This is a genomic window from Bradyrhizobium sp. (genome assembly GCF_016213215.1).
Classification (GTDB): domain Bacteria; phylum Pseudomonadota; class Alphaproteobacteria; order Rhizobiales; family Xanthobacteraceae; genus Bradyrhizobium.
In genome coordinates, this window is sequence record NZ_JACRAW010000046.1 from 34,606 (window position 1) to 58,885 (window position 24,280).

General features: G+C 63.6%; 20 protein-coding genes and 1 pseudogene. 18 read left to right on the forward strand and 3 right to left on the reverse strand.

Going from position 1 to position 24,280, the window contains the following annotated elements:
- Positions 1-116 precede the first annotated feature (116 nt).
- The 9 genes and pseudogenes from HY852_RS09105 to HY852_RS09145 all read left to right on the forward strand — a co-directional run bounded on the left by HY852_RS09105 (position 117) and on the right by HY852_RS09145 (position 8,840).
- Positions 117-893 (forward strand): aldolase/citrate lyase family protein, encoded by a 777-nt coding sequence (locus HY852_RS09105; protein WP_291604163.1) that lies wholly within the window; start codon positions 117-119, stop codon positions 891-893.
- A 96-nt stretch (positions 894-989) separates the two neighbouring features.
- Positions 990-2,513 carry a UxaA family hydrolase gene (locus HY852_RS09110; RefSeq protein WP_291604165.1) on the forward strand — a complete coding sequence of 508 codons (1,524 nt, stop codon included), beginning with the start codon at positions 990-992 and terminating at the stop codon, positions 2,511-2,513.
- Positions 2,514-2,839: 326 nt separating this feature from the next.
- The gene (locus HY852_RS09115; RefSeq protein ID WP_291604167.1) at positions 2,840-3,733 is read left to right on the forward strand and encodes an alpha/beta hydrolase; all 894 of its coding nucleotides are present in this window, start codon (positions 2,840-2,842) and stop codon (positions 3,731-3,733) included.
- A gap of 74 nt (positions 3,734-3,807) precedes the next feature.
- A pseudogene (locus HY852_RS09120) lies at positions 3,808-4,704 on the forward strand (3-hydroxybutyryl-CoA dehydrogenase); the annotation flags it as partial.
- A gap of 174 nt (positions 4,705-4,878) precedes the next feature.
- A complete protein-coding gene (locus tag HY852_RS09125) occupies positions 4,879-5,400 on the forward strand; it encodes a GNAT family N-acetyltransferase (protein ID WP_291604170.1) in 522 nt (173 codons plus the stop codon).
- A 147-nt stretch (positions 5,401-5,547) separates the two neighbouring features.
- Complete coding sequence (locus HY852_RS09130; protein WP_291604172.1) at positions 5,548-6,153, forward strand: HdeD family acid-resistance protein; 606 nt, start codon at positions 5,548-5,550, stop codon at positions 6,151-6,153.
- A 65-nt stretch (positions 6,154-6,218) separates the two neighbouring features.
- Positions 6,219-6,449 carry a LapA family protein gene (locus HY852_RS09135; protein WP_291604174.1) on the forward strand — a complete coding sequence of 77 codons (231 nt, stop codon included), beginning with the start codon at positions 6,219-6,221 and terminating at the stop codon, positions 6,447-6,449.
- 216 nt (positions 6,450-6,665) lie between these two features.
- Complete coding sequence (folE, locus tag HY852_RS09140; RefSeq protein ID WP_291604175.1) at positions 6,666-7,292, forward strand: GTP cyclohydrolase I FolE; 627 nt, start codon at positions 6,666-6,668, stop codon at positions 7,290-7,292.
- Between the two features lie 27 nt (positions 7,293-7,319).
- The gene (locus HY852_RS09145) at positions 7,320-8,840 is read left to right on the forward strand and encodes an FAD-dependent oxidoreductase (RefSeq protein WP_291604177.1); all 1,521 of its coding nucleotides are present in this window, start codon (positions 7,320-7,322) and stop codon (positions 8,838-8,840) included.
- Between the two features lie 18 nt (positions 8,841-8,858).
- On the opposite strand, the gene HY852_RS09150 is transcribed toward HY852_RS09145, so the two are convergent.
- Positions 8,859-10,595 (reverse strand): methyl-accepting chemotaxis protein, encoded by a 1,737-nt coding sequence (locus HY852_RS09150; RefSeq protein ID WP_291604179.1) that lies wholly within the window; start codon positions 10,593-10,595, stop codon positions 8,859-8,861.
- A gap of 285 nt (positions 10,596-10,880) precedes the next feature.
- Here HY852_RS09150 and HY852_RS09155 point away from each other — a divergent pair, with 285 nt between their 5' ends.
- From HY852_RS09155 to HY852_RS09170, 4 genes are all read left to right on the forward strand, one after another.
- A complete protein-coding gene (locus tag HY852_RS09155) occupies positions 10,881-12,263 on the forward strand; it encodes an ethanolamine ammonia-lyase subunit EutB (protein WP_291604181.1) in 1,383 nt (460 codons plus the stop codon).
- 158 nt (positions 12,264-12,421) lie between these two features.
- The gene (locus tag HY852_RS09160; protein WP_291604183.1) at positions 12,422-14,008 is read left to right on the forward strand and encodes a B12-binding domain-containing radical SAM protein; all 1,587 of its coding nucleotides are present in this window, start codon (positions 12,422-12,424) and stop codon (positions 14,006-14,008) included.
- A gap of 4 nt (positions 14,009-14,012) precedes the next feature.
- On the forward strand, positions 14,013-14,837 hold the full coding sequence (eutC, locus tag HY852_RS09165) for an ethanolamine ammonia-lyase subunit EutC (RefSeq protein ID WP_291604185.1): 825 nt from the start codon (positions 14,013-14,015) through the stop codon (positions 14,835-14,837).
- A gap of 161 nt (positions 14,838-14,998) precedes the next feature.
- The gene (locus HY852_RS09170; protein ID WP_291604186.1) at positions 14,999-17,371 is read left to right on the forward strand and encodes an MMPL family transporter; all 2,373 of its coding nucleotides are present in this window, start codon (positions 14,999-15,001) and stop codon (positions 17,369-17,371) included.
- 362 nt (positions 17,372-17,733) lie between these two features.
- Here the strand turns inward: HY852_RS09170 and HY852_RS09175 are convergent, their stop codons facing one another.
- Entirely contained in the window at positions 17,734-18,228 is a 495-nt protein-coding gene (locus HY852_RS09175) for a hypothetical protein (protein WP_291604188.1), read from the reverse strand.
- A gap of 450 nt (positions 18,229-18,678) precedes the next feature.
- On the opposite strand from HY852_RS09175, the gene HY852_RS09180 reads away from it, so the two are divergent.
- From HY852_RS09180 to HY852_RS09200, 5 genes are all read left to right on the forward strand, one after another.
- On the forward strand, positions 18,679-18,915 hold the full coding sequence (locus HY852_RS09180; protein ID WP_291604190.1) for a hypothetical protein: 237 nt from the start codon (positions 18,679-18,681) through the stop codon (positions 18,913-18,915).
- A 187-nt stretch (positions 18,916-19,102) separates the two neighbouring features.
- A complete protein-coding gene (gene hpnC, locus HY852_RS09185) occupies positions 19,103-19,987 on the forward strand; it encodes a squalene synthase HpnC (protein ID WP_291604192.1) in 885 nt (294 codons plus the stop codon).
- Positions 19,977-20,816, forward strand: coding sequence for a presqualene diphosphate synthase HpnD (hpnD, locus tag HY852_RS09190; protein ID WP_291604195.1), 840 nt, complete (start codon positions 19,977-19,979; stop codon positions 20,814-20,816). Before hpnC ends, hpnD begins: the two co-directional genes overlap by 11 nt.
- Before the next feature lie 9 nt (positions 20,817-20,825).
- Positions 20,826-22,085 carry a hydroxysqualene dehydroxylase HpnE gene (gene hpnE / locus HY852_RS09195; protein WP_291604196.1) on the forward strand — a complete coding sequence of 420 codons (1,260 nt, stop codon included), beginning with the start codon at positions 20,826-20,828 and terminating at the stop codon, positions 22,083-22,085.
- A gap of 346 nt (positions 22,086-22,431) precedes the next feature.
- The gene (locus tag HY852_RS09200) at positions 22,432-23,166 is read left to right on the forward strand and encodes a phosphorylase (RefSeq protein ID WP_291604198.1); all 735 of its coding nucleotides are present in this window, start codon (positions 22,432-22,434) and stop codon (positions 23,164-23,166) included.
- Here HY852_RS09200 and hpnH read toward each other — a convergent pair.
- Positions 23,107-24,255 (reverse strand): adenosyl-hopene transferase HpnH, encoded by a 1,149-nt coding sequence (gene hpnH / locus HY852_RS09205; protein WP_291604200.1) that lies wholly within the window; start codon positions 24,253-24,255, stop codon positions 23,107-23,109. The genes HY852_RS09200 and hpnH overlap by 60 nt on opposite strands.
- Positions 24,256-24,280: the final 25 nt, after the last annotated feature.

Here is a 24,280-nt window from a genome sequence, read left to right on the forward strand (position 1 = left end):
TCATTGCGAGGAGCGTAGCGACGAAGCAATCCAGAGTATTTCCGCGGCGAAATGCCTGGATTGCTTCGCTTCGCTCTCAATGACGGAGAGTGATGACAACAGGGAAGGAAAGCAACGTGGCGAATAAGGTCAAACAGATCTGGGCGTCTGGCAAGGCCGTGGTGAACGCGTGGCTCGCGATTCCGTCCGGCTTCTCGGCCGAGGTGATCGCGCAGTGCGGCTTCGACAGCGTCACCGTCGACATGCAGCACGGCGTGCAGGACTATCAGTCCATGGTGCAATGCTTCCAGGCGATGCAGGCGCATCCGGTGACGCCGATGGTGCGGGTGCCGTGGAACGAGCCAGGCATGATCGGCAAGGTGCTGGACGGCGGCGCCTATGGCGTGATCTGTCCGATGGTCAACACCAGGCAGGAAGCCGAGAACTTCGTCTCCTACTGCAAGTATCCGCCGCGCGGCACGCGCTCGAACGGTCCGATCCGTGCCGGCATGTATGGCTCGGCCGGCACCTATCAGCAGACCGCGAACCAGGACACCGTCTGCCTGCCGATGATGGAAACCAGGACCGCGGTCGCGAACATGGAATCGATCCTCGACGTCGAAGGCATCGACGGCGTCTATATCGGCCCCTCCGATCTCGGCTTCTCTTACGGGCTGGTGCCGAAGCTCGATCGCGACGAGCCGGAAATCCTGAAGATCTACGAGAAGATCATCAAGGAGTGCGGCAAGCGCAATCTCTACCCCGGCATTCATTGCAGCGGCGCCGAAGGCGCGGTGCGCGCCATCAACATGGGGTTCAAGCTGGTCACGCTCTCCAACGAGAGCGGCTTGATGATGACCTATGCCAAGATGCAGGTCGCGCAGACGCGGAAAGACTCCGGCGGAAAGGCGTGATCGCCGGCGAATGGCGGATAGGGAGTAGCGTATAGTTCTTGATCCTCTGTCACTTGCCGCTCGCCATTCGCTATTCGCCTCCAAAAGGAGACTCCTATGACTCCAGCTCCGGTCATTCGCCTGCACCCCGATGACAGTGTATTGATCGCGCGCGCCAGCCTGCCGCCAGGCATGGTGGTCGCCAAGGGCGTGACGACGGCCGAACGCATTCCGGCCGGTCACAAGGTCGCCATCAAGCCGATTGCGGTGGGCGAGCCGATCAGGCGCTACGGCCAGATCATCGGCTTTGCGACCATACCGATCACGCCGGGCCAGCACGTGCATGTGCAGAACTGCGGGATGGGCGATTTCGCCAAGGATTACGCGTATTGCGTCGATGTGAAGCCGACCCCGAACTTCGATTTGCCGGCAACCTTCGACGGCATTCGCCGTCCCGACGGCCGCGTCGCCACGCGCAACTATATCGGCATTCTCACCTCGGTGAATTGCAGCGCGCATGTAGCTAGCCTGGTCGCCGATGTTTTCAAGAAGAACCCGTTCACGGGGGACAATCCGCTCGCCGACTTTGCGAATGTCGACGGGGTGGTCGCGCTCACCCACAAGACCGGTTGCGGCATGACGCAGAACGAGCCGCTGGCGGTACTGCGTCGTACCCTCGGCGGCTATGCGCGGCATGTGAACTTTTCGTCCGTGATCGTTTTCGGGCTGGGCTGCGAGATCAATCAGATCGGAGGTTTCATCGAGGAGCAGAAGCTGGCCGGCCGCCTTCGCGCGATGGACATCCAGGAGGTTGGCGGCACGCGCAAGACGGTGGAGGCGGGCATTGCGTTCGTGCGCGAGGCGCTCGCTGATGCCAACAATGCCAGGCGCGAGCCCGTTCCGGCGAGTGAGCTTACGGTGGCCCTGCAATGCGGCGGCTCGGACGGCTATTCCGGCGTTTCCGCCAACCCGGCGCTGGGCGCCGCGAGCGATCTTCTCGTCCGGCACGGCGGCACCGTCATTCTCTCGGAAACGCCGGAGACCTATGGCGCCGAGCATCTGTTGACACGGCGCGCTGTGAGCCGCGAGGTCGGCGAAAAGCTCGTCGGCCTAATGCGCTGGTGGGAGGAATACACCGCGCGCGAAGGCGCGGAGATGAACTCCAATCCGAGCCCAGGCAACAAGGCCGGCGGTCTCACCACGATCCTGGAAAAGTCGCTGGGCGCGATGGCGAAGGCCGGCACCACCAATCTCGTCGACGTGCTCCAATATGCCGAGCCCGTGACCAAGAAGGGCTTCGTCTTCATGGACACGCCGGGCTACGACCCGGTGGCGGCGACCGGACAGGTGGCGGGCGGGGCCAATCTCGTCTGCTTCACCACCGGACGCGGCAGCGTGTTCGGCTGCAAGCCGGCGCCCTCGATCAAGCTTGCGACCAACACGCCGATGTATCGGCGCATGGAAGATGACATGGACGTCAACTGCGGCACCATTCTCGACGGCGAGGAGACGGTCGAGCAATGTGGCCAGCGTATCTTCGAGCTGATGCTGAAGACTGCGTCCGGCCAGCCAACCAAGAGCGAAATGTTCGATTTCGGCGGCGCCGAGTTCGCTCCCTGGGTGCTGGGCGCGACGATGTGAGGCGTCCAACCGACCGCCGTTCTGATAGCGCCACCAAAGCGTTTGGCCGCCTGATCGGGACATGCCCCCCAATCGAAGCGAGGATGCGATCATATCGGCCGGCTCCTAGCAGGCCCAAGGCGACTGGGCGCGAAAAGCGAGGACAAGCGCAAGCGCGCCAAAGCTCAGTCGCCTCGAACGGGTTTTGGTGACGAACATGCCGTTTGCTCATATGCCAATTGCCACGATGTTCAGCGAGGCTAACCGCGGGATGGTTCATGCGCGGTTGCGCTCGACGCGCCGGACTGGTGCGGCCTGGAATTCAAAGGTGTCGAGGGAGGGCCCGCATGGAGCCGAAGACGGTAACGACCGGTGTTCTCAGGATTGCGTATCTCGAATACGGTCTGGCGGACGGCTGGCCCTGCATCATGGGCCATGGCTATCCCTACGACGTTCACGCCTATGCGGAAGCCGCGCCGCTTCTCGCCCGGGCAGGCGCGCGGGTGCTGGTGCCATGGCTGCGCGGCTACGGGCCGACGCGGTTCCTCTCTGAGTCCACCCCGCGTTCGGGCGAGCAGGCTGCGCTCGGCGCCGATCTGCTGGCGTTCATGGACGGCCTGAAGATCGGACGCGCGGTGCTCGGCGGCTATGACTGGGGCGGGCGGGCCGCCTGCATTGTCTCGGCACTTCATCCGGAACGGGTCGTGGGGCTGGTCTCTGGCAATTCCTACAATATCCAGAACATCGCCCGCGCCATGGAGCCGGTCTCGCCGCCGGAGGAGGCCGCGCTGTGGTACCAGTACTACTTTCATTCCGAACGCGGCCGGCGCGGCCTGGAACGGAACCGGCGCGGTATTGCCCGCCAGCTCTGGTCGATGTGGTCGCCGAAATGGGCCTTCGACGAGGCGACCTTCGAGCAGACGGCGCCATCGTTCGACAACCCGGATTTCGTCGACGTCGTGATTCACTCCTACCGACATCGGTTTGGGCTCGTCGAAGGCGATCCCGCCTATGCCGATATCGAGGAGCGCCTCGCGGCCCAGCCGCCGATCCGGGTGCCCACCGTCGCTATCGACGGGGGTTCTGATGGGGTTAATCCGGGCACGGCCCACCATGCCCGCATGTTCGAGGGCCGTTTCGAGCGGCGGGTTTTTCGCGATGCGGGCCACAATTTGCCGCAGGAGTGCCCGGCCGAATGGGCTCAGGCCGTGCTCGACGTGCGAGCGGCGCAGGAACGGTGAACTGCGCTGTATCGGCGGCCGGACCATCCTGATAAAGAGACCCCGGCGCGGCTCACGGCCGCAATCTTCGAACCGGTAACGGGCCGCGTGACGCGGCTCAGGAGATGAGAGGGATTGGAACAATGATCGACACCGTTGGCATCATCGGGGCGGGCACCATGGGTAACGGCATCGCCCAGATCTGCGCGGCGGCCGGCGTAAAGGTTGTGATGGTCGATATTTCCGACGCCGCGGTGTCGCGGGGGCTGGCGACGGTGGGCAGCAGCCTGGAGCGCCTGGTCAAGAAGGAGAAGATGACGGCGGAAGATCGCGAGGCCGCCCTTGCGCGCATCACCGCGACCACCGACAACTCCAAGCTCACGTCCTGCGATCTCGTCATCGAGGCGGCGACCGAGAACGAAGAACTGAAGGTGAAGATCCTGAAGGATCTTTGCGCGAGCTTGCAGCCGCGGGCGCTGCTCGCCACCAACACCTCCTCGATCTCGATCACCAAGCTGGCTGCCGCCACCGACCGTCCGGACCGCTTCATCGGCATGCACTTCTTCAACCCGGTCCCGGTGATGGCGCTCGTGGAACTGATCCGCGGCCTGCAGACCTCCGATGACACCCAGGCCAAGGCCGAAGCGTTCGCCAAGCGCGTCGGCAAGGTGCCGATCACCGCCAAGAACAGCCCTGGATTTGCCGTCAACCGCATCCTGTGCCCGATGATCAACGAGGCGGTGTTCGCGCTTCAGGAAGGGATCGCGACCGCCGAGGAGATCGATGCCGGCATGAAGCTCGGGTGCAACCACCCGATCGGCCCGTTGGCGCTCGCCGACCTGATCGGCCTAGACACCATGCTGTCGGTGATGGAGGTGTTCTACAACGGCTTCAACGATCCGAAATACCGTCCGGCGCCACTGCTGAAGGAAATGGTCGATGCCGGCCGTCTCGGCCGCAAGGCCGGCAAGGGCTTCTACGACTACGGCTAAGCGGTCTTGTGCTTGGGCTTAACAAGACGATCCTGAACAGAGTGCTGGTCGCACCTCCGTGTGAGCGCGGACCTGAGCCTCGCGCTCAGGCCGCGCGCCGGTTGGTGCCGGTCAGGCAATGGCGACCTTTCATCGCTAGCCCTCGCGCCGTGCCTTTTGGAACCGGAGATCGTGATGGCAGAGGCAGCACATTACTCCGCTACGGAAATTCTGCGCGACGGTCGCAAGATCGTGATCCGGGCACTCCGACCCGAGGACGAGAAGGAAATGCTTGCGGTATTGGCCGCTAGCAGCCTGCAATCCCTGCGGAGGCGCTTCTTTGTTGCGAGGCGGCACTTTTCCGAAAAGGAAATCGCCTTTTTCATGAACGTCGATTTCAGGAACCAGGTGGCTCTGGTCGGCTGTTCGGAAGAGAATGGCCGTCCCGCAATCGTGGGCGGTGCACGATATATCGTCACCAGTCCCGGCAGCGCCGAGGTCGCCTTCTTCGTGGTCGATGCATTTCAAGGACGTGGCGTCGGTTCGATCCTGGCCCGGCATCTCGTGCAGATTGCTCGTGAATCCGGGCTTCACGAGCTTGTCGCAGACGTTCTGGCCGAGAACGGCGGCATGTTGAACGTGCTGAAGAAGCAGGGTTTTGAGATCGCCCCCGCGCAGGACCCGCAAACGATTCATCTCGTCCGGCGACTGGCGTAATCAGCCATCCGCAGCAAACTGCGCCTTCCAGATCTGCTCAACAGGCGTCGGGTCGCCAGCGGGCCTCCACTATTGTGGCCGATGTCCCTGGTGCGCTATCTTGGCGTGCATCGACGTCAGATGGGTTTCGCTTAACGGAGGACCGTCATGACAAATGCTTCGGACGTTTCGCAAAATCTTCAGGCTGGTTCGAACGTCGCGCCTCTGCGGGCTAAGTGGGGTTGGATCGTCGCACTCGGTGTTGTCTACATCTTTGGCGGCACGATTGCGCTTGGCAGCATGTTCCTCGCGACGGTCGCAAGCGTTCTCATGGTCGGCGTGATGATGATCATTGCCGGCGTTGCGGAAGTCATTAACGCCTTCCAGATGAAGAGTTGGGGCAAGTTCCTGATCTGGGCCTTGCTCGGTGTGCTCTATGTTGTCGCCGGTTTCGTCACCTTCCAGAATCCGCTTTTCGCCGCGGTGCTGCTCACCCTGTTGCTCGGCGCGTCTCTGGTTGTCTCCGGCATCCTGAGAATCTTCCTGGCTTTGAGCATGAAGCGCGGGACATTCTGGGGGTGGGTGGCGCTCTCGGGCGTGATCACGCTGCTACTCGGCATATTGATTCTGGCGCGCTGGCCGATCAACAGCGTCTACATCCTCGGCTTGTTTCTCGGCATCGACCTTATCATCGCCGGTGCAGGCTGGGTCGGGGTCGGGTTCAGTCTGCGTCGCGGCCAGTCCTCATCAACGGCGCAGGCGCCGGCCACGTAGCATCGGCTCCGATCGTTTGTCGCGAGGTCTGAGCGCTATGCGCGGCGCCGCAGAAGGAGACCTGCATGCGTTGGATTCATCTCGCCATCATCATTCTGTTCGCCGCCGCGACGATTATCTTCGCGGTACAGAACTACGACGTCGTCACCGTCTCGTTCTTCAGGTTCAGCGCGAGCGCGCCGCTCGCACTGCTGGCGATTGTAGTCTACCTTCTCGGCGCCGCAACGGGCGGCAGCCTGTTTGCGTTGCTGAGGCGATCCTATGAAGGATCGCGGCGAAGCGGTATGGGCACGTAAGAGATCCAGCGCTAGACGCTGGTACCGGATCTTTCGCAGGAATGCCGCAAGAGCCCTGCTGTTCGGCCGGCTGGCCGGCGACGGCACGTCGCTCCGCTGAATTTGCGCGGCCAGCGCTCTCGATTTTTCGTGTCATCTCGGGAACCTTTCGCAGCCACGACCGTCCAAGCTGTGATGCCGCGGGCGTCCTGCGGCTTGTCACAGGGGAGAATGCCAATGAGCGGACAGGTGAGGACGCTGGAGCGGGTAGCCGTAGCGCAGGCGCCCACCGCCAGACCGAGCCGCGCGGAGATGGAGGAAGCGGTCCGGACCATGATCCGCTGGGCTGGGGACGATCCGGACCGCGACGGCTTGCGCGAAACACCCGACCGGGTGGCGCGCGCGTTCCGGGAGTACTTCTCCGGCTATACGCACGATCCGACCGAAATCCTGCAGAAGACCTTCGAGGAAATCGAAGGATATGACGAGATGATCGTGCTGCGGGGCGTTCGCTTCGAGAGCCATTGCGAGCACCACATGGCGCCGATCGTCGGCCGCGCATGGGTCGCCTATATTCCGCAGGGACGCGTAGTCGGGATCAGCAAGCTCGCGCGGGTGGTCGACGTCTATGCGAAGCGTCTGCAGATCCAGGAGAAGATGACGGCGCAGATCGCCAACACGATCAACGACGTGCTCAGGCCGCAGGGCGTCGGCGTCATCATCAAGGCGACCCATCATTGCATGACGACGCGCGGCACGCATAAACCCGGCACCGACCTCGTCACCAGCCGCATGCTTGGCGTCTTCCGCAGCAACGGGCTGACGCGCCAGGAGCTGTTGGGACTTGCCAATTCGCACGATTGAAGGGGTCTTGCGAAGGGAGAAAACGCCATGACTGACGAGAAGAAACCGGGCGGTCCGGATCTGACGCTGGGCGTGTCGCTCTCCGATTTCACCGAGGGCAAGCTGCTCGGCCATGTCGGTGAAGAAGAAGTTCTTCTGGTGCAGCTTGGCGCCGAAGTGCTCGCCATCGACGCCCACTGCAGCCATTATCACGGGCCGCTTGCCGAAGGTCTCGTGGTCAACGACACCGTCCGCTGTCCCTGGCATCACGCCTGCTTCTCGCTGCGAACTGGCGAGGCGGTGCGTCCACCCGCGCTGAATGCACTTTCGGTCTGGGAGGTCGAGTTCGAACAGGGCCGGATCGTCGTGCGGCGCAAGCGCGGGGTATCGGCGGCCGGAACGCGCCGCACGACACCGTCACCCGACAGAATAGTGATCGTCGGCGGCGGCGCGGCCGGATTTGCCGCGGCCGAGATGCTGAGGCGCGAAGGATTTGCCGGCGCCATCACCATGCTCAGCGACGATGGTGCGGCACCGGTCGACCGGCCAAATCTGTCCAAGGATTATCTTGCCGGCACTGCGCCTGAAGATTGGGTTCCGCTGCGGCCGGATGATTTCTACAGAGATTCCGGCATCGATCTCAGGCTCAACACCGCCGTGGCCTCGATCGATGCAAAGGGCCGCAGCGTTGCGCTGGTGAACGGCGGCAACGTGTCGTTCGACCGCCTCCTGCTCGCGACGGGCGCCGAGCCGGTCAAGCTGCAAATCCTGGGTAGCGACCAGCCGCACATTCAGACGCTGCGATCGCTGGCCGACAGCCGCGCGATCATCGCCGCGGCGGCGGGCGCGAAGCGGGCGCTGGTTATCGGCGCCAGTTTTATCGGACTTGAAGTAGCCGCCTCATTGCGGACCCGCGAGCTCGAGGTGCACGTGGTCGCGCCCGAAGAGCGGCCGATGGAGCGGATTCTCGGCGCCGCGATGGGCGATTTCGTCCGCGCGCTCCATGAACAGCATGGCGTGATCTTCCACCTCAAGGACACCGTGGCGCAGCTGGACGGCAAGCGCGCGATTTTGAAGAGTGGTGAGGTGATCGAAGCCGATCTCGTGGTGGTCGGCATCGGCGTGCGGCCACGCGTTGCGTTGGCGGAACAAGCAGGGCTTGCAACCGACCACGGCGTGACCGTCGACGCCTATCTCGAGACCAGCACGCCCGGCGTCTTCGCCGCCGGCGACATCGCCCGCTGGCCCGACCCGCATTCAGGTTCGAACATCCGGGTCGAGCATTGGGTGGTTGCCGAGCGGCAGGGCCAGACGGCGGCGCGAAACATGCTGGGTCAGCACGAACGCTACCAGGCGGTGCCATTCTTCTGGAGCCAGCACTACGATGTCCCGATCAACTATCTTGGCCACGCTGAAGCATGGGACGAGATCAAGATCGACGGCAGCATCGAGGCAAGGGACTGCCTGCTCGAATACCGCCATGGCGGCCGCGTGCTTGCCGTAGCCTCGATCTATCGCGACCTCGCCAATCTCGAGGTGGAGCTTGCGATGGAGCGAGGTGGCTCGTAGGGCATTCGGTCCCAGATACTAGGAAGCCTTAGCAATGCGTTGGCCTTCCGAGCCGGCGCGCAGGTCATGGAAGAACTTCTCCACCTCGCGCGACAGCGTTTGGGCCGTGTCGGTGAGATCGCCGGAGGCGGACAGGACTGACGCTGCGGCGGTGTCGGTTTCGTGGATCGCGTCACGCAGCGAACTGATGTTGTTCACCAGCGTTTCGTTGCCTTGCGCCGCCGATTGCGCGTTGACGGAGATCTCGCGGGTGGCCGCGTCCTGCTGGCTGATCGCGCCGGCAATGTTCGACGTGACCGCGTTGATCTCGCGCACCGCGCCGCCGATCTCGCGCACCGCTTCCACCGCGTTGCGGGTCGAGTTCTGGATCAGCCCGACGTTCTCGGATATTTCCGCGGTCGCCTTCGCGGTCTGGCCGGCCAGCGCCTTCACCTCATGGGCGACGACGGCAAAGCCCCGCCCGGCTTCGCCGGCGCGGGCCGCCTCGATGGTCGCGTTGAGCGCCAGCAGGTTGGTCTGTTCGGCGATCGCCTGGATCAGGTTGAGCACGCCGTCGATGCGCTGCGTCGCCGCGGCGAGACTCTCGATCTCCGCGATTGATTTTCCGGTGCGTTGCTCGGTCTGTTCGACTGCGCCGGCAGATTGCCGTACCTGACGGCCGATCTCCTCGACGGACGCCGATAGCTCCTCCGCAGCGCCCGCGACCGCGGATACGTTGTGCGCGGCTTGCTCGGTCGCCCCCGCCGCCGTCTTCGCGCGGTTGTTGGCGTCGGACGTAACCCGGGTAATGGTCTGGGCCGTCTCGCGCATTGTCGCCGCATTGTCGGTGAGGCCGCGAAGCACCGACCCGATCGTCTGGCCGAATTCCTCGACCGCCCGTTCGATCTGGCGGGCACGTTCCTCGCGCGAACTCGATTCCCGCGAGACCTGCAGATTGAGGTTGCGGTTGCGGTCCATCGCGTCCTTGAAGATCTGGATCGCACGCGCCAACGCGCCGATCTCGTCCGCGCGGCCGGTATGGGGAACCTCGACGTTTTCGGCGCCGTTGGCCACTCGCTCGATCGTCGCCGTGATCAGCGACAGCGGCCGGGCGATCGAGCGTGCGATGATGACCACGCCCACGATGACCAGCAGCAGTGCGACACCGCCAAGGCAGGTCAGGACGAAGGATAATATGCGATTCATCTCGGCCTGCCGCGCGATGTCGCGGCCGCGCTCGGCATAGACCCTGGACAGCGCTTCGAGATCCTTGTTCAGCGCAGAGCGCACGGCGCGGTTGGCGTCGTTGTCGCCCCATTCGCGGCCGGCAGCCGGACTGATCTCGTTGGCGCGGCGGACCAGTTCCTTGCGGAAGTCGACGAACTGCTCGATGCGCTTCTTGAAGCTCGTGAATTGTTCGGCGTCGTCGGCCTTGACGATCCCTTCCCATTTCTTGACCACGGAAAGGATCTGGTCGTTGAACTTGAGAAGTCCCTCGCCGTATTTCTTCACGACCGCGGGATCGGTCGACATGTAGATGCCGCGCGATTCCATCACCACCGCATAAACCAGCGAATTGGCGCGTTCGACATTGAGCGCGGCCGCGTTCGCCGTCTCGATCGCCTCCGTCAGCTCGGCGCTACGACGGCTGTTGTAGTCGGACAGAGCGGCAATCGCCGCGGTCAGCAGCGCGAACAGCGCGAAGATCGAGTAGAGCTTGGTCGCAAGCGACAGCCGCGATGCGAAGCTGGAGTTTGCAGGCTGTTTGAATGTCATGGGGTCTGCGCGAGAGAGCGGTGAGTTCGGTCGTCTAAGCTACTGAAAACTATGCGCATCCTTTTATGGACGACCGGTTAATACGCGAATGTTCTGCAATTTTGCGTTGAACGAAAATCGTCCTTATAATCAGTGGATTGCGAACCTTGGGCGTACGGACCGTTACCACGGGCGCGATCCGGTCGCGACTGCCGCAACCATGGGCATGCACCGGGAGCGGCAAGCGCCTATCTTGGTCGACAGAGCCACATCGGGAAGTTCGGTGCCGGCCGTTTCGGAGAAGCCATGGGCTATCGCCACACCATCGGTGCCACGACATACACCTTCTCCAGTCTGCGCGATCTGTTGGCCAAGGCCTCGCCGGCGCGCTCCGGCGACAGGTTGGCGAGGATCGCGGCCGACAGCGCCGAGCAGATGATCGCGGCCCGGATGGCGCTTGCGGACACCCCGCTGGCCCAGTTCCTCCAGGAGACCGTCGTTCCTTACGAGGCCGACGAGGTCACCCGCCTTGTCATCGACACCCAGGATGCCCGCGCGTTCGCGCCGGTTGCTTCGCTCACCGTCGGCGGCTTCCGTGACTGGCTGCTCTCGGAGGCCGCCAGCACGCAGGCGTTGCGGCAATTGTCGCGCGGCATTACCCCGGAAATGGCGGCCGCGGTCTCCAAGCTGATGCGCAACCAGGACCTGGTTCTGGTGGCCAGGAAATGCGAGGTAGTGACCGCCTTCCGCAACACCATCGGGCTTTCGGGGCGGATGAGCACGCGCCTGCAGCCCAATCATCCCTTCGACGATGCCAAGGGCATCACCGCCTCGATCCTCGATGGCATTCTGCTCGGTTCGGGCGACGCATGCATCGGCATCAATCCGGCGAGCGATGATCCGGCGGTGATCGCCGGATTGCTGCGGCTGCTCGACGAACTCATCGCGCGGCTTCAGATCCCAACGCAGGGCTGCGTGCTGACCCACGTGACCACGACGCTCGGGCTGATCGAGCAGGGCGTTCCGGTCGACCTGGTATTCCAGTCGATCGCCGGCACGGAAGCGGCCAACCGCAGCTTTGGGGTCGACCTGGCGCTGCTGCGGCAGGCGCAGGAGGCGGGACTGTCGCTGCAGCGGGGCAGTGTCGGCCGCAACGTCATGTATTTCGAAACCGGGCAGGGCTCCGCGCTTTCGGCCAATGCCCATCACGGTGTCGACCAGCAGACCTGCGAGGCCCGCGCCTATGCAGTGGCCCGCGCCTTCGATCCGCTGCTCGTCAACAGCGTCGTCGGCTTCATCGGTCCGGAGTATCTCTACGACGGCAAGGAAATCATCCGGGCCGGCCTGGAGGACCATTTCTGCGGCAAGCTGCTGGGCCTGCCGCTTGGCGTCGACATTTGCTACACCAACCACGCCGAGGCCGATCAGGACGACATGGATAACCTGCTGACGCTTCTTGCCGCCGCCGGCGTGACCTTCATCATGGGCGTGCCCGGAGCCGACGACGTGATGCTGAACTATCAATCCACCTCATTTCATGATGCACTGTATGTCCGCGAGGTCTTCGGCCTGAAACGAGCGCCGGAGTTCGATGACTGGCTGGTCCGTGCCGGGATCGCGCGCTCCGACCTTCGACTTGTGGCCGACGCGGGGCTGCTGCCCGATTTTGCGGCACGCCTCATTGCATGAGTCCCGTCCAGGACAGTTGGTCGCCCGCGCCCGAGGTGAACCGATGCAACCTTCGGCGCGTCTAAGCGTTTGGCCCGGTTGCCACAATCTTGAGCAATTTCTGGCCCACCGTTAGGCTGTGTGTTCTGCAGGGGCAGGGGGTCGCCTGAGGAAGTTTGATGAGAGCTGAGAGTAACGGTACGGTCCGACGCATTCTCTGCATCTTCCCGCGCTACACGTCCGCGTTCGGCACCTTCGAGCACGCTTATCCCCTGACCGTGGGCGTGCAGGCCTTCATGCCGCCGCAGGGGCTGCTCCTGATTGCTGCCTACCTCCCGGAGGACTGGCCGGTCCGCTTCATCGACGAGAATATCGCGCCCGCGACCAGCGAAGATTTCGAGTGGGCGGAGGCCGTGTTCGTCAGCGGCATGCATATCCAGCGCCAGCAGCTCAACGACATCTGTCGCCGCGCCCATGCCTTTGACCTGCCGGTCGCGATCGGTGGGCCGTCGGTCAGCACCTGTCCCCACTATTACCCAACGTTCGACTACCTTCATGTCGGCGAGCTCGGGGATGCGACGGACGAGTTGATCGCCCGTCTCGCCCGCAACGTTGCGCGTCCCGCCCGGCAGGTCGTGCTGAAGACGAACAACCGCGTGGCCATGACGGATTTCCCGATACCGTCCTACGAGCTTGCCGAGATGAAGAAGTACTTCCTCGGCAGCATCCAGTATTCGAGTGGCTGTCCCTATCAGTGCGAGTTCTGCGACATTCCGGGGCTGTATGGCCGCAACCCGCGCATCAAGACGCCGCAGCAGATCATCGCCGAGCTCGACCGCCTGCGTGAATGCGGCATGACGGACACGGTCTATTTCGTCGACGACAACTTCATCGGCAACCGCAAGGCGGCGCTGGACCTTCTGCCGCATCTGGTCGAATGGCAGCAGCGCACCGGCTACGTGGTCCGGCTTGCCTGCGAGGCGACGCTTAACATCGCCAAGCGCCCCGAGATCCTGGAGAAGATGCGAGAGGCCTATTTCGTCACGATCTTCTGCGGCATCGAGACGCCCGATCCGGAGGCGCTGAGGTCGATCCAGAAGGACCACAACATGATGGTGCCGATCCTGGAAGGAGTCCGCACCATCAACTCCTACGGCATCGAGGTCGTCTCCGGCATCATCATGGGGCTCGACACCGACACCCCGAACACCGGAGATTCGCTGCTCGAGTTCGTCGAGGAGTCCCGGATTCCGCTGCTCACCATCAATCTGCTGCAGGCGCTGCCCAAGACGCCGCTGTGGGATCGGCTGGAGCGGGAAGGGCGTCTCGTTCACGACGAAAGCCGCGACTCCAACGTCGAGTTCATGTTGCCCTACGACCAGGTCATCGGTGCGTGGAAGCGATGCATGGAGGTCGCCTACCAGCCGGAACGGCTCTATGCGCGCTATCAGCATCAATGCGAGTATACCTACGCGAACCGCATCAAGGTGCCGATCAGCCCCGAACTGAAGAGCTGGGCCAACATCAAGCGCGGCCTGATCATGCTGCGCAATATCTTCTGGCAGATCGGCGTGCTCGGCGATTACAAGCGGGTGTTCTGGAAATTCGCGCTCGGACGCCTGCGGCGCGGCGACATGGAAGGCCTGATCGGGTCGGCGATCATCGCACACCATCTGATCGAGTTCGCGCGCGGGGCCTCACGCGGCCATCACAACGCCTCGAACTATTCGATCAGGCTCCGCGAAGCTACCATGCCGGCCGAGTGATCCCGTGACGTTGCCCTCCGCCCCGCCGCGTGCAACCCTGGACCTGAAGGCATTCACGCCGGCGCGCGTGGCGCTCGGGCGCAGCGGGGCCAGCCTGCCGACCAGGGCGTTGCTCGATTTCACGCTCGACCATGCCCGCGCCCGCGATGCCGTACATGCCGCGTTCGATGCGAGGCGGCTGCTCGATGAGGCCGGCGAGTTCGGTATCGATGCCTGCGAGGTCAACAGTCGCGCCGGCGATCGGGCCGATTACTTGCGACGGCCGGACCTCGGGCGCAGCCTCGATCCGGACTCGGCAAGGCTTCTCGCCGAGCGTGCCGGCAAGCCGTGCCAGCTCGCAATCGTGATAGGCGACGGGCTGTCGCCGACCGCAGTCCATGCGCACGCGACGGCGCTGCTGCGAAACCTGCTGCCCTTGCTTGCAACAAGCGAGCCGGTCGAGGCCGGTCACCTCGTCATTGCCGCGGGCGCGCGGGTCGCGCTCGGTGATGAAATCGGCGCGATCCTCGGCGCGCGTATGGTCCTGGTGCTGATCGGCGAGCGCCCGGGCTTGTCCGCGCCGGACAGTCTGGGTGCCTATCTCACCTTCGCGCCCAAGGTCGGCCGCCTTGATGCGGAGCGCAATTGCGTGTCCAACATTCACCGCGCCGGCCTCACCTACGAGGAAGCCGCGTTCAAGATCGCCTGGTTGATCCGCGAGGGTCTGGCGCGGGAGGTCAGTGGGGTTGCACTCAAGGATGAAAGCGGCGAGCGCGCGCCGCAGCGGATCGCGGCCGGGCCGGAACAACAGGACTTTTCGAACCCCTGTGGCCGAATCACCTACAAATGATCGGTGTGGTGGGGGTGCGCTTGCGAGGCGGCGCGAAGACCTGCTAAACGGGCGGTGGCCATTCTCTGCCTATTTTCAAGGCAAGACATTGATTCATATGACTTTCTCGGGCCCGCCGCGTCACAAGCCGTACAACTGAGCGATGTAGAACTGGACAGGGCATGCTCGAAAAGCACAGCGAGAACGAAGTTCATGTCGACAAGGTCGAGCAGCGGCCTGCGTCGAGCATCGCCTTCGGGCTGGAGCGCATCGGTCTCATCGCGGTGCAGGCCCCCATCCTGTCCTGCATCGTCCTCGTCGGCCTTATCATCGCGGCGATCTTCGGAATCGAGCGGATCAAGATCGACGATTCTCTGAGCCAGCTGTTTCGCTCCAACTCGAAGGAATACCGGCAGTACGAGGAGGTCACCAGGCGCTTTCCGGCGACCGAGTTCGACGTGCTGGTCGTGATCGAGGGCAGGAACCTCCTGGCGCGCGACAATCTGGAGAAGCTGCGTGACTTCGTCACCGACCTGCAGCTCGTCGATGGCACCCGCGGACTGGTGTCGCTGTTCTCGGCGCGCCAGGCGCCGGCACCGGGCCGATTGCCGGCGGCGCTGTTCCCGCAGGAGCTGCCGCAGGGCGCGGACTACGACAGGTTCATCCAGACCGTCAAAAGCAACGAGATCATCCGCGGCAAATTGCTCTCTGAAGACGGCACGCTGGCGCTGATCGTGTTGTCGATCGAGCCCAAGGTCGTCGCCAGCAAAGAACTCCGCAAGACCGTCGGCGAGATCCGCAAATTGATGAAGGACGGTCTCGGCGATACCGGTCTCAGTGTGCAGCTGTCCGGCGTTCCGGTGATGCAACTCGAGATCCGCAACGCGGTCGAGCGCGACGGGTTGACCTACAACATCCTCGGCATTCTCGCCGGCTGCATCATTGCGATCATCTTCTTCCGTAAGATTTCGTTCATGGTCGTGGCAGCTTTTCCCCCGCTGATCGCGATCCTGCTGGCGCTGGGTGCCCTCGGCTGGGCCAATTTCAATTTGAACATGTTCCTGAACGTGATGACCCCGCTCATCATGGTCATCAGCTTCTCCGACTCGATGCAGCTCACGTTTGCCGCGCGCGACCGGCTGATCGCGGGCCAGGACAAGTACACCGCCTTCACCAATGCGGTGCGGGTGGTGGGTCCGGCCTGCGTGCTGACCCACGCTACCGCCGGCATTTCGTTCATCGCACTGCAGTTCTCCGATTCCGACCTGATCCGGAAATTCGGCGAGGCGGGCCTTGCCGCGACCATCATCGCGCTGCTCGCGGTTCTGTCCCTGGTGCCGGTATTCGGTGTCCTGTTCGTGCGCAACGAGAAGATCTTCGCCGTCAAGTTCCAGAGCGCCGATGCCGGCGTCCAGGCGCTGCGCAACTTCTGTTACTGGATCGCCGTGCGCATGGTCGGCCGGCCCGGGCTGTTCAGCCTGCTCGCGGTGCTGTTCGTGGGCAGCCTTGGCGTCATCTACGCCAGCCTTGAGCCGCGCTACCGGCTCGCCGACCAGGTGCCGGACAAGCGCCAGGCGGTGGCGGCAAGCGGGCGGCTGGATGCCAAGCTGACCGGCGCCAACCCGATCGACGTGCTGATTCAGTTCCCGCAGGGTGCGGCGCTTTATTCGGCGGAGACGCTGCAGACGATCGCCGACGTGCATGCAACGGTCGAGAAGACCGCTGGTGTCGGCAACGTTTGGTCGGTCGAGACGTTGCGGCGCTGGCTGGCGGAAAAGGCCGGATCGAGCGACGTTGCGACTCTGCAGGAATACGTCAACGTCATCCCTGAGCACCTGGTGCGCCGTTTCATCGCCAAGGAACAGGACGCCGTGGTGGTGTCGGGCCGCGTGCCCGACCTCGATTCCAGCCAGCTCCTGCCGGTTATCGAGAAGCTCGATCACGAGCTCGACACGCTACGCAAGAAGCATCCGGGCTATGAGGTCGCCGTGACCGGTCTCTCAGCGATCGCCGCCCGCAACTCGGCCAGCATGATCGCGAAGCTCAATCACGGGCTCACCATCGAATTCGCCCTCGTCGCCATGTTCATTGGGCTCGCATTCCGTTCCTGGGTCGTGATGTTCGCCTGTATCCTGCCGGGCATCTTCCCGGTGGTGCTCTCGGGCACCGTGCTGTGGGCACTGGGGGAGGGGCTGCAGTTCGCTTCCGTGGTGGCGCTGACCGTCTCTTTCGGCCTCGGCCTGAGCGCGACCATCCACTTCCTCAACCGCTTGCGGCTGGAGAGCAAGCCGGGCGTTGGTTCGGCGCTGGCGGTCGAGCGCGCCACTGTTCTCGTCGGTCCGGCGCTGATCCTGACCACTGTGGTGCTCGCCTGCGGTCTCGTGGTGACCGTCTTCTCCGATCTGCCCTCGCTACGTCTGTTCGGCTGGCTCAGCGCCTTCTCGATGGTGGCCGCGCTTCTCGCCGACCTGTTCATCCTGCGGCCGACGGCGATGTGGCTGATCAATGTGTCGGAGCGCATCCGTGGCGCCCGCCGGGGCGAAGTGGCGAGATAGCGCGCGGCGACCGCGAAGTCTGTGGGCGGCTAAGCCTCGATGTGGACGATCCCCTAGGGATTGTACTTGAAGTCGTCCTCTGCGTAGAAGGTGGCGATACCCCGCTTCTGCCGCTTCCGACAGGTGCGACAAATCGTCGTCGCCGATGAAGCAAAGGACGTGACGCGGCCTTACCCTGGATCGTGACATGGCAGCTGCCCGTTCAAAGTGCCGGCCAATCGGGGTGGGTTCCGTGGGACCAGATGCCGGTCGAGAACATTGCCGCCAGCAGAGTTCTGCGATCCATGCAAGCAAAACCCCCGGTTCGCGAGAACCAGGGGTGGGCCTTCCTTTGACTGCGGGCAAGCCGAGCGCGAACAGCGTCAGCTCTTCACCATGGTGATGTTGACCCCCCGGATTTCGCCCTTGGAACTGATCTGCACCGTCTGCTTGCTGCCGTTGGTGCGCAGCGTCAGGTTGGCGGCAAAGCCGGCAGCCTCTACGAACACGTCGATCTGGCCGCCGCCGGCGGTGCCCTGCAGATTGCCGAAGACGTTGCGGCTCGCCTCGCTCCAGTTGCCGGAGATCCGGTCGCCCTGGCTGGTGACGTCGCTGGAGAGGTCGAATTTGTAGCTGTCGCTGGCGCAGTGCAGGTTCTGCTTCAGGTTGAGGCCGCCGCCGCCGACTTTGTAATCCGCCTTGCAGCGGATGCGTTCGGTCGTGCCATCGGCAAGGGCAACCGTGCCCGTGCCCGACCACGCGCCAGCGAAGCCCGCAAATGGGCCGGACTGGGCATGGCTAGCCGAAACAGAAAAGATCAGCGCAGCGCCGATTCCGGCCGCCTTGATCGCATGTCCAGAGAGCCCGAAGAATTTCATGTCGACTATCCCGTTTTGAATTGACGTCCGTCTGTTAGAGGCGTCTCGCCGCATCGAAGGTTTAGTGTTGCCATGCCACGCGAGGTTCAAATCTCAAGCCGACACGCTCGCCGCGGCCACTTCTCTTAAGCCGCCCAGGCTTGTCATTCACCCAGGCAAAGCGCCGCGCGGACCTCGATCTAACGGTGGGCGATGCAGGTCTGCAACAGCTAAATAGCAAAACGCCGGCACCTCGAATAATGTCATGGCATCAAGTGCTTGCATCTGCCATTGAATCGCAAAGAACAAGTGTGATTTGGTCGTTCGGCGAAAATTTGGCCGCATTTGCCAGCGCTTGTATCAACCTGGCTGCCGCACATCGCGGCACCTGCAATCAGAACAATCCGTTCCGGCGTCTGCCCTGTGCTGTCCGGGATCGGAGCGATTCTGCCCCGATACGGAAGGAATGAAATGCGCAAGTACATCCTGGCACTTACACTCGCGTCGCTGTCGGTTGCATCCGCGGCATCTGCCCAAGCCCAGCGCAGCGGTACTCCGGAAGAGCAGAAGGCCTGCACACGCGACGTACAGCGCCATTGCCGCGCGGTGATCGACCAGGGCGATTTCACCATTCTGGCGTGCCTGAAGGAAAATCGCTCGAAGATCTCGGCCGAGTGCAACCAGGTCTTGAAAAATAACGGGCAATAGGCCCCATTGGTGCGCCTTTGCGGGGGGGGCCCGGTCCGTTCTGAGGCCGACCGGGAGGGAACGGTAGTCGCCGGCAGGATTGGTTTTGCGGTCGTATTCCCCTATATGGGGTCCGCGACCGCTTCGCCGTACGAGACCTTGCGGCGAGAAAAGATCTTTCTGCTCAGACGATTGTAATCAGTTCTTGATGGCCACTGCGAGCGAATTGCGATCCGGCAAGACCGACCGCGACGAGAACTTTCCCGTCGCGTCGTGGATCATTCGCCCGCGTCACCGGGCGCTGATCCTGGCATTCTACAACTTCGTCAGGACCGCCGACGACGTCGCCGATCACGCCACGCTCTCACCAGACAAGAAGCTTGCTTATCTCGACTTGCTGGAAGCCGAATTGCTCGGCAGGGGCGAGACACAAAAGGAGGCTATTGCCCTCCGTCATGCGCTCGCCGATCGTGGCATGCCGCCGCGCCATGCGCTGGACGTGTTGACCGCGTTCCGGATGGACGTGACCAAGCTGCGGTACGAGACCTGGGACGAGGTCATTCATTACTGCCGCTATTCGGCCATGCCGGTCGGCCGCTTCATGCTCGACGTCCATGGCGAGAGCGCCTCGACCTGGGCGGCCTCGGATGCGCTGTGCGCCGGATTGCAGATCAACAACCACCTGCAAGATTGCGGAAAAGACTACAAGAACCTCAACCGGGTCTATCTGCCGCGCGAGGCGCTGGAGGCCGCCGGCGCATCCGTCGAGCAGCTCGCGCTCGAGAGATCGCCTCCGGTCCTGCTGCAGTGCCTGCATGCGGTGGCCGCGCGCAACGCGCAGTTGCTTCAGCAAAGCAAAGCCTTCAGCGCGGAAGTGAAGGACTTCCGCCTTGCCATTGATATTTCGGTCATTCAGGCGTTCGCCGATCGCATCGTGAGGCTCTTGCAGGCGCGCGATCCCTTGAGCGAGCGGGTGCATCTCAACGGCGCCGAGTTGCTCGCCTTCAGCATCAGCGGCATCGGCGGCGAGGTGATTCGCCGCGCGGTGGGACGCAGACCCGTTTCCAATCCGGGGCCGGCGCATGACGCTTGAGGTCGCACAGCCGAGTGCCGATTACGGCACCACCGCATCCGGCAGCTCTTTCTATGCCGCGATGCGCATCCTGCCGCGCGCGCAGCGAGATGCAATGTTCCAGATCTACAGCTTCTGCCGCCAGGTCGACGACATCGCCGATTCCGATGGTCCGCGGCAGGAGCGGCTGGCCGCGCTCCAGCAATGGCGGGACGATATCGAGGCGCTGTATCAGGGTCGCCCACCCGCGCGCCTGAATGACTATGTCGCCTCCGTGGAAAGGTTCGGCCTCAAGCGCGAGGATTTCCTCGCCATCGTCGATGGGATGGAAATGGACGTGCCGCAGGACATCCGGGCGCCGGATCTTGCGACGCTCGACCTTTATTGCGACCGCGTCGCCAGCGCCGTCGGGCGGCTGTCAGTACGGGTGTTCGGCATGCCCGAGGAGGATGGCATCCTCCTCGCCCATCACCTTGGAAGAGCGCTGCAACTGACGAATATCCTTCGTGATCTTGACGAAGACGCCCTTCTCGGCCGTCTTTATCTGCCGCGCGAGGCGCTGCTGCATGCCGGCATCACCAGCGACGATCCCAGGAAGGTGATCGCCGACCGCGCACTGCCTCGGGTCTGCATTCCGCTCGCCCAACGCGCCCAATCGCATTTCGAACAGGCCGAGGAGATCATGAACCGCAACAAGCGCCGTGCCGTACGCGCGCCGCGGATCATGTCCAAGTACTACAATGCTATTCTCGACCTCCTGATCGAAAGGGGCTTCGCGCCGCCGCGACCTCCAGTTCGCGTCGGCAAGTTCGCCCGCATCGGCATTATCCTCCGTTATGCTTTTGTCTGATTTCATCTGATGCAGAAATCCGTCCACATTATCGGCGCTGGAATTTCCGGCCTGTCTGCTGCCGTGCGGCTCCTCAACGCCGGCTTCAACGTGCATGTGCACGAGGCGACGCAGCAGGCCGGCGGCCGTTGCCGGTCCTACTTTGACGCCGCGACCAATCTCACCATCGACAACGGCAATCACCTGCTGTTGTCCGGCAACCGCCATGCCCTGGCTTATGCCCGCTCCATCGGCAGCGAGGCGGGTCTGGTCGGGCCAAAGCATGCCCAGTTTCCCTTCGTCGACCTCACGACCGGTCAGCGCTGGCAACTCGACCTCGGCGACAGCCGTTTGCCGCTGTGGGTGTTTGACGAGGCCAAGCGCGTGCCCGACACGACGCTGGGCGACTATCTCGCCCTGGCACCGCTGGTCTGGGCATCGAAAAGCACCTTGGTGGGTAACGCCATTCCCTGCAAAGGCACGCTCTATGATCGCCTGGTACAGCCGCTGCTGCTCGCTGCGCTCAATGTCGATCCGCCGGAAGGCTCGGCCGGGCTTGCCGGCGCGGTGGTAAGGGAGACGCTGCTCGCGGGCGGGCAGGCCTGCCGGCCGCTGATCGCGCGCGACGGCTTGAGCGCGGTCCTGATCGAGCCTGCTGTAAAGCTGCTGAAGGAGAAGGGCGCCTCGGTCCAGTTCGGCCATGAGCTGCGCGAGTTCGCGGCTTCGGGAGAGCGAATCGGCACCCTCGATTTTGGCGGCGGCGATACCGTCGCGATCGGGCCCGACGACGCGGTGGTGATGGCCGTTCCGCCGCGCGCCGCATCGTCGTTGCTTCCGGGCCTGAAGACGCCGACCAAGTTTCGCGCCATTGTGAACGCGCATTTCCGCTTCGATCCGCCGCCTGGCGCGCCTCCGATTCTGGGCGTGATCGGCGGAGTGGTCGAATGGCTGTTCGCGTTTCCGAACCGGCTTTCCGTGACCATCAGCAACGGCGACCGGCTGGTCGACATGCCGCGCGAGGAGCTCGCGCAGGCAATCTGGCGGGATGTCTGCAAGGCGGGGGGCGTGGCCGGCGAATTGCCCGCATGGCAGATCGTACGCGAGCGCCGCGCCACCTTCGCCGCCACCCCCGAGCAGCATGGCCTGCGTCCCGGGCCGGTAGTCACCGGGCTGAAGAACCTGTTCCTCGCCGGCGACTGGACCGATACCGGACTGCCGGCAACCATCGAAGGATCGGTGCGATCGGGAGACCGTGCCGCCGACCTCGTGCTGGCGCGCCAGCGGGGCTAAGCCGCACAACGGTGCCAAACGCAGCGCGCCGGGCCGGCGGTGTGGAGCCGCTCGTTACCACTGGCGACCTCGGCGCAAACAAACCACCCACCCACTCTCATACCCACGGCATGGGCTTTGCTTGTCGTGACAGCGGCGAGGTATGTCGCTCAGCCGAGGGGCACCGGGGCCTGCCCGATTGCCACACCCGGCAGAAAAGGCCTGTCGGCCACCGATAGTTGTGGCTGCGGGCTTTTCTCAGGCGTTTTGAGTGCGCTATACGGTTACGAGAACCTTTCCGCTTGGGGCGGTGCTGGCGCGACAAGGAAACTTGAGGATAGCGATAGCAGGGTGCTAGGGGACGAAAGTGGATTTCGGGACGGGGGACGAACTTACGGCGGTCAATGCCATTGACTCGCGACCAATCCTTATCGTGACCGGCCTCGTTCAGGAGGCACGCATTGCAGCCGGGCCTGGAATGGCCGTTATCTGCAGCAGTAGCAGTCCGCGCCAATTGCGCGCGCTTCTGACGGTTGTCGATCCCGCAAGCATCCGCGGCGTGATCTCGTTCGGTGTCGCCGGCGGGCTCGATCCGACGCTCAGGACGGGCGATCTCGTCGTCGCCACCGAGGTGCTCGCCGGAGACGCACGCTGGGCCGCCGGCATTTCATTGAGTGACGGCCTGATCAGCAAGCTCACCTCCGGCCGTCGCCGCGTCGTGCGCGGCTGCCTGGCAGGTGCCGAAGAAGTCGTGATGGGGCAATCCTGCAAGGCCGCGCTCCATTCGGAGACGGGCGCGGCGGCCGTGGACATGGAAAGCCATATCGCCGCCGCCTACGCGGCGGAGGCGGGGCTTCCTTTCGCGGCGCTCAGGGTCATCAGCGATCCCGCCCATCGGGCGCTTCCTGCGCTCGCCCGAGCGGCGATCAAGCCGAACGGCAAGCTCGACCTCGCCACGGTGCTGCGCGGAGTCGCACGCAACCCCCGCACGCTGCACGCGCTTGTATCGACGGGGATCGATTTCAACCGCGCGTTGCGCTCCTTACGCGGCTGTCGAGGCTTTCTCCTGGGCAGCGAGGGCCTCCTCGCGGCGGATCTCTGACAGCTTCTTCTGAACCTGCTCGGAGAAGATATACTCCGCCGGGCGCTGCTTTGAGAGATCGATCTCGGGCACCAACGGGCCCTTGGTCTTGATGCCGCGCAACGCCACCCACATCGCCTTGAACGGGTTGTTGAACGCCGCATTGGCCGCCGTCGGCTCGTAGCCGCAATGGGCCATGCAGTTGGCGCACTTCTCGTACTTGCCCGTGCCGTAGGAATCCCAGTCCGTGGTTTCCATCAGTTCCTTGAACGTCTTCGCATAGCCTTCGCCGAGCAGGTAGCAGGGCTTCTGCCAACCGAAGATGTTGCGTGCCGGCATGCCCCACGGCGTGCACTCGAAGTCCTGGTTGCCGGCCAGGAAGTCGAGGAACAGGCTCGAATGCATGAAATTCCACTTCTTGCCCTTTCCGAGCGCGAAGACGTCGCGGAACAGCTTCTTGGTCCTGGCGCGGTTGAGGAAGTGCTCCTGGTCGGGCGCGCGCTCATAGGCATAGCCCGGGGACATCGAGACCCCGACGCCAAGCTCGCTGCAGAAGTCGAGGTACTTGGCGATCTCTTCGGCGGAGTGGCCCTCGAAGATCGTGGCATTGACGTTTACCGCAAAACCGCGCGCCTTCGCCGCCTTGATCGCGGAGACCGCGCGATCGAATACCCCCTTCTGCGAGACAGCCTTGTCGTGATGCTCGCGCAGGCCGTCGAGATGCACCGAGAAGAACAGGTAGGGCGAGGGTTCGAACAGGTCGAGCTTCTTCTCAAGGAGCAGCGCGTTGGTGCACAGCGAGACGAACTTCTTGCGCGCAACGAGCCCGCGCACGATCTCGCCGATATCCTTGTGGATCAGCGGCTCGCCGCCGGGAATGGCCACCAGCGGCGCGCCGCACTCATCCGCGGCGTCCAGGCACTCCTGCACAGTCATGCGGCGATTGAGGATCGCGTCGGGATAGTCGATCTTGCCGCAGCCGGCGCAGGCGAGATTGCAGCGAAACAGCGGCTCCAGCATCAGCACGAGCGGATAGCGTTTGCGGCCAAGCAGTTTCTGCTTGAGCAAATAGCCGCCGATACGCATTTCCTTCAAGAACGGGATTGCCATTACGGTTTTCTTTCTGGGTTTCTTC

What these genes read in the sequence shown, in the direction of transcription:
- HY852_RS09110 (WP_291604165.1), top strand. Translation starts at nt 990, where the DNA reads ATGACTCCAGCTCCGGTCATTCGCCTGCACCCCGATGACAGTGTATTG.
- HY852_RS09115 (WP_291604167.1), top strand. Translation starts at nt 2,840, where the DNA reads ATGGAGCCGAAGACGGTAACGACCGGTGTTCTCAGGATTGCGTATCTC.
- HY852_RS09125 (WP_291604170.1), top strand. Translation starts at nt 4,879, where the DNA reads ATGGCAGAGGCAGCACATTACTCCGCTACGGAAATTCTGCGCGACGGT.
- HY852_RS09130 (WP_291604172.1), top strand. Translation starts at nt 5,548, where the DNA reads ATGACAAATGCTTCGGACGTTTCGCAAAATCTTCAGGCTGGTTCGAAC.
- HY852_RS09135 (WP_291604174.1), top strand. Translation starts at nt 6,219, where the DNA reads ATGCGTTGGATTCATCTCGCCATCATCATTCTGTTCGCCGCCGCGACG.
- folE (WP_291604175.1), top strand. Translation starts at nt 6,666, where the DNA reads ATGAGCGGACAGGTGAGGACGCTGGAGCGGGTAGCCGTAGCGCAGGCG.
- HY852_RS09145 (WP_291604177.1), top strand. Translation starts at nt 7,320, where the DNA reads ATGACTGACGAGAAGAAACCGGGCGGTCCGGATCTGACGCTGGGCGTG.
- HY852_RS09150 (WP_291604179.1), bottom strand. Translation starts at nt 10,595, where the DNA reads ATGACATTCAAACAGCCTGCAAACTCCAGCTTCGCATCGCGGCTGTCG.
- HY852_RS09155 (WP_291604181.1), top strand. Translation starts at nt 10,881, where the DNA reads ATGGGCTATCGCCACACCATCGGTGCCACGACATACACCTTCTCCAGT.
- HY852_RS09160 (WP_291604183.1), top strand. Translation starts at nt 12,422, where the DNA reads ATGAGAGCTGAGAGTAACGGTACGGTCCGACGCATTCTCTGCATCTTC.
- HY852_RS09170 (WP_291604186.1), top strand. Translation starts at nt 14,999, where the DNA reads ATGCTCGAAAAGCACAGCGAGAACGAAGTTCATGTCGACAAGGTCGAG.
- HY852_RS09175 (WP_291604188.1), bottom strand. Translation starts at nt 18,228, where the DNA reads ATGAAATTCTTCGGGCTCTCTGGACATGCGATCAAGGCGGCCGGAATC.
- HY852_RS09180 (WP_291604190.1), top strand. Translation starts at nt 18,679, where the DNA reads ATGCGCAAGTACATCCTGGCACTTACACTCGCGTCGCTGTCGGTTGCA.
- hpnC (WP_291604192.1), top strand. Translation starts at nt 19,103, where the DNA reads ATGGCCACTGCGAGCGAATTGCGATCCGGCAAGACCGACCGCGACGAG.
- hpnD (WP_291604195.1), top strand. Translation starts at nt 19,977, where the DNA reads ATGACGCTTGAGGTCGCACAGCCGAGTGCCGATTACGGCACCACCGCA.
- hpnE (WP_291604196.1), top strand. Translation starts at nt 20,826, where the DNA reads ATGCAGAAATCCGTCCACATTATCGGCGCTGGAATTTCCGGCCTGTCT.
- hpnH (WP_291604200.1), bottom strand. Translation starts at nt 24,255, where the DNA reads ATGGCAATCCCGTTCTTGAAGGAAATGCGTATCGGCGGCTATTTGCTC.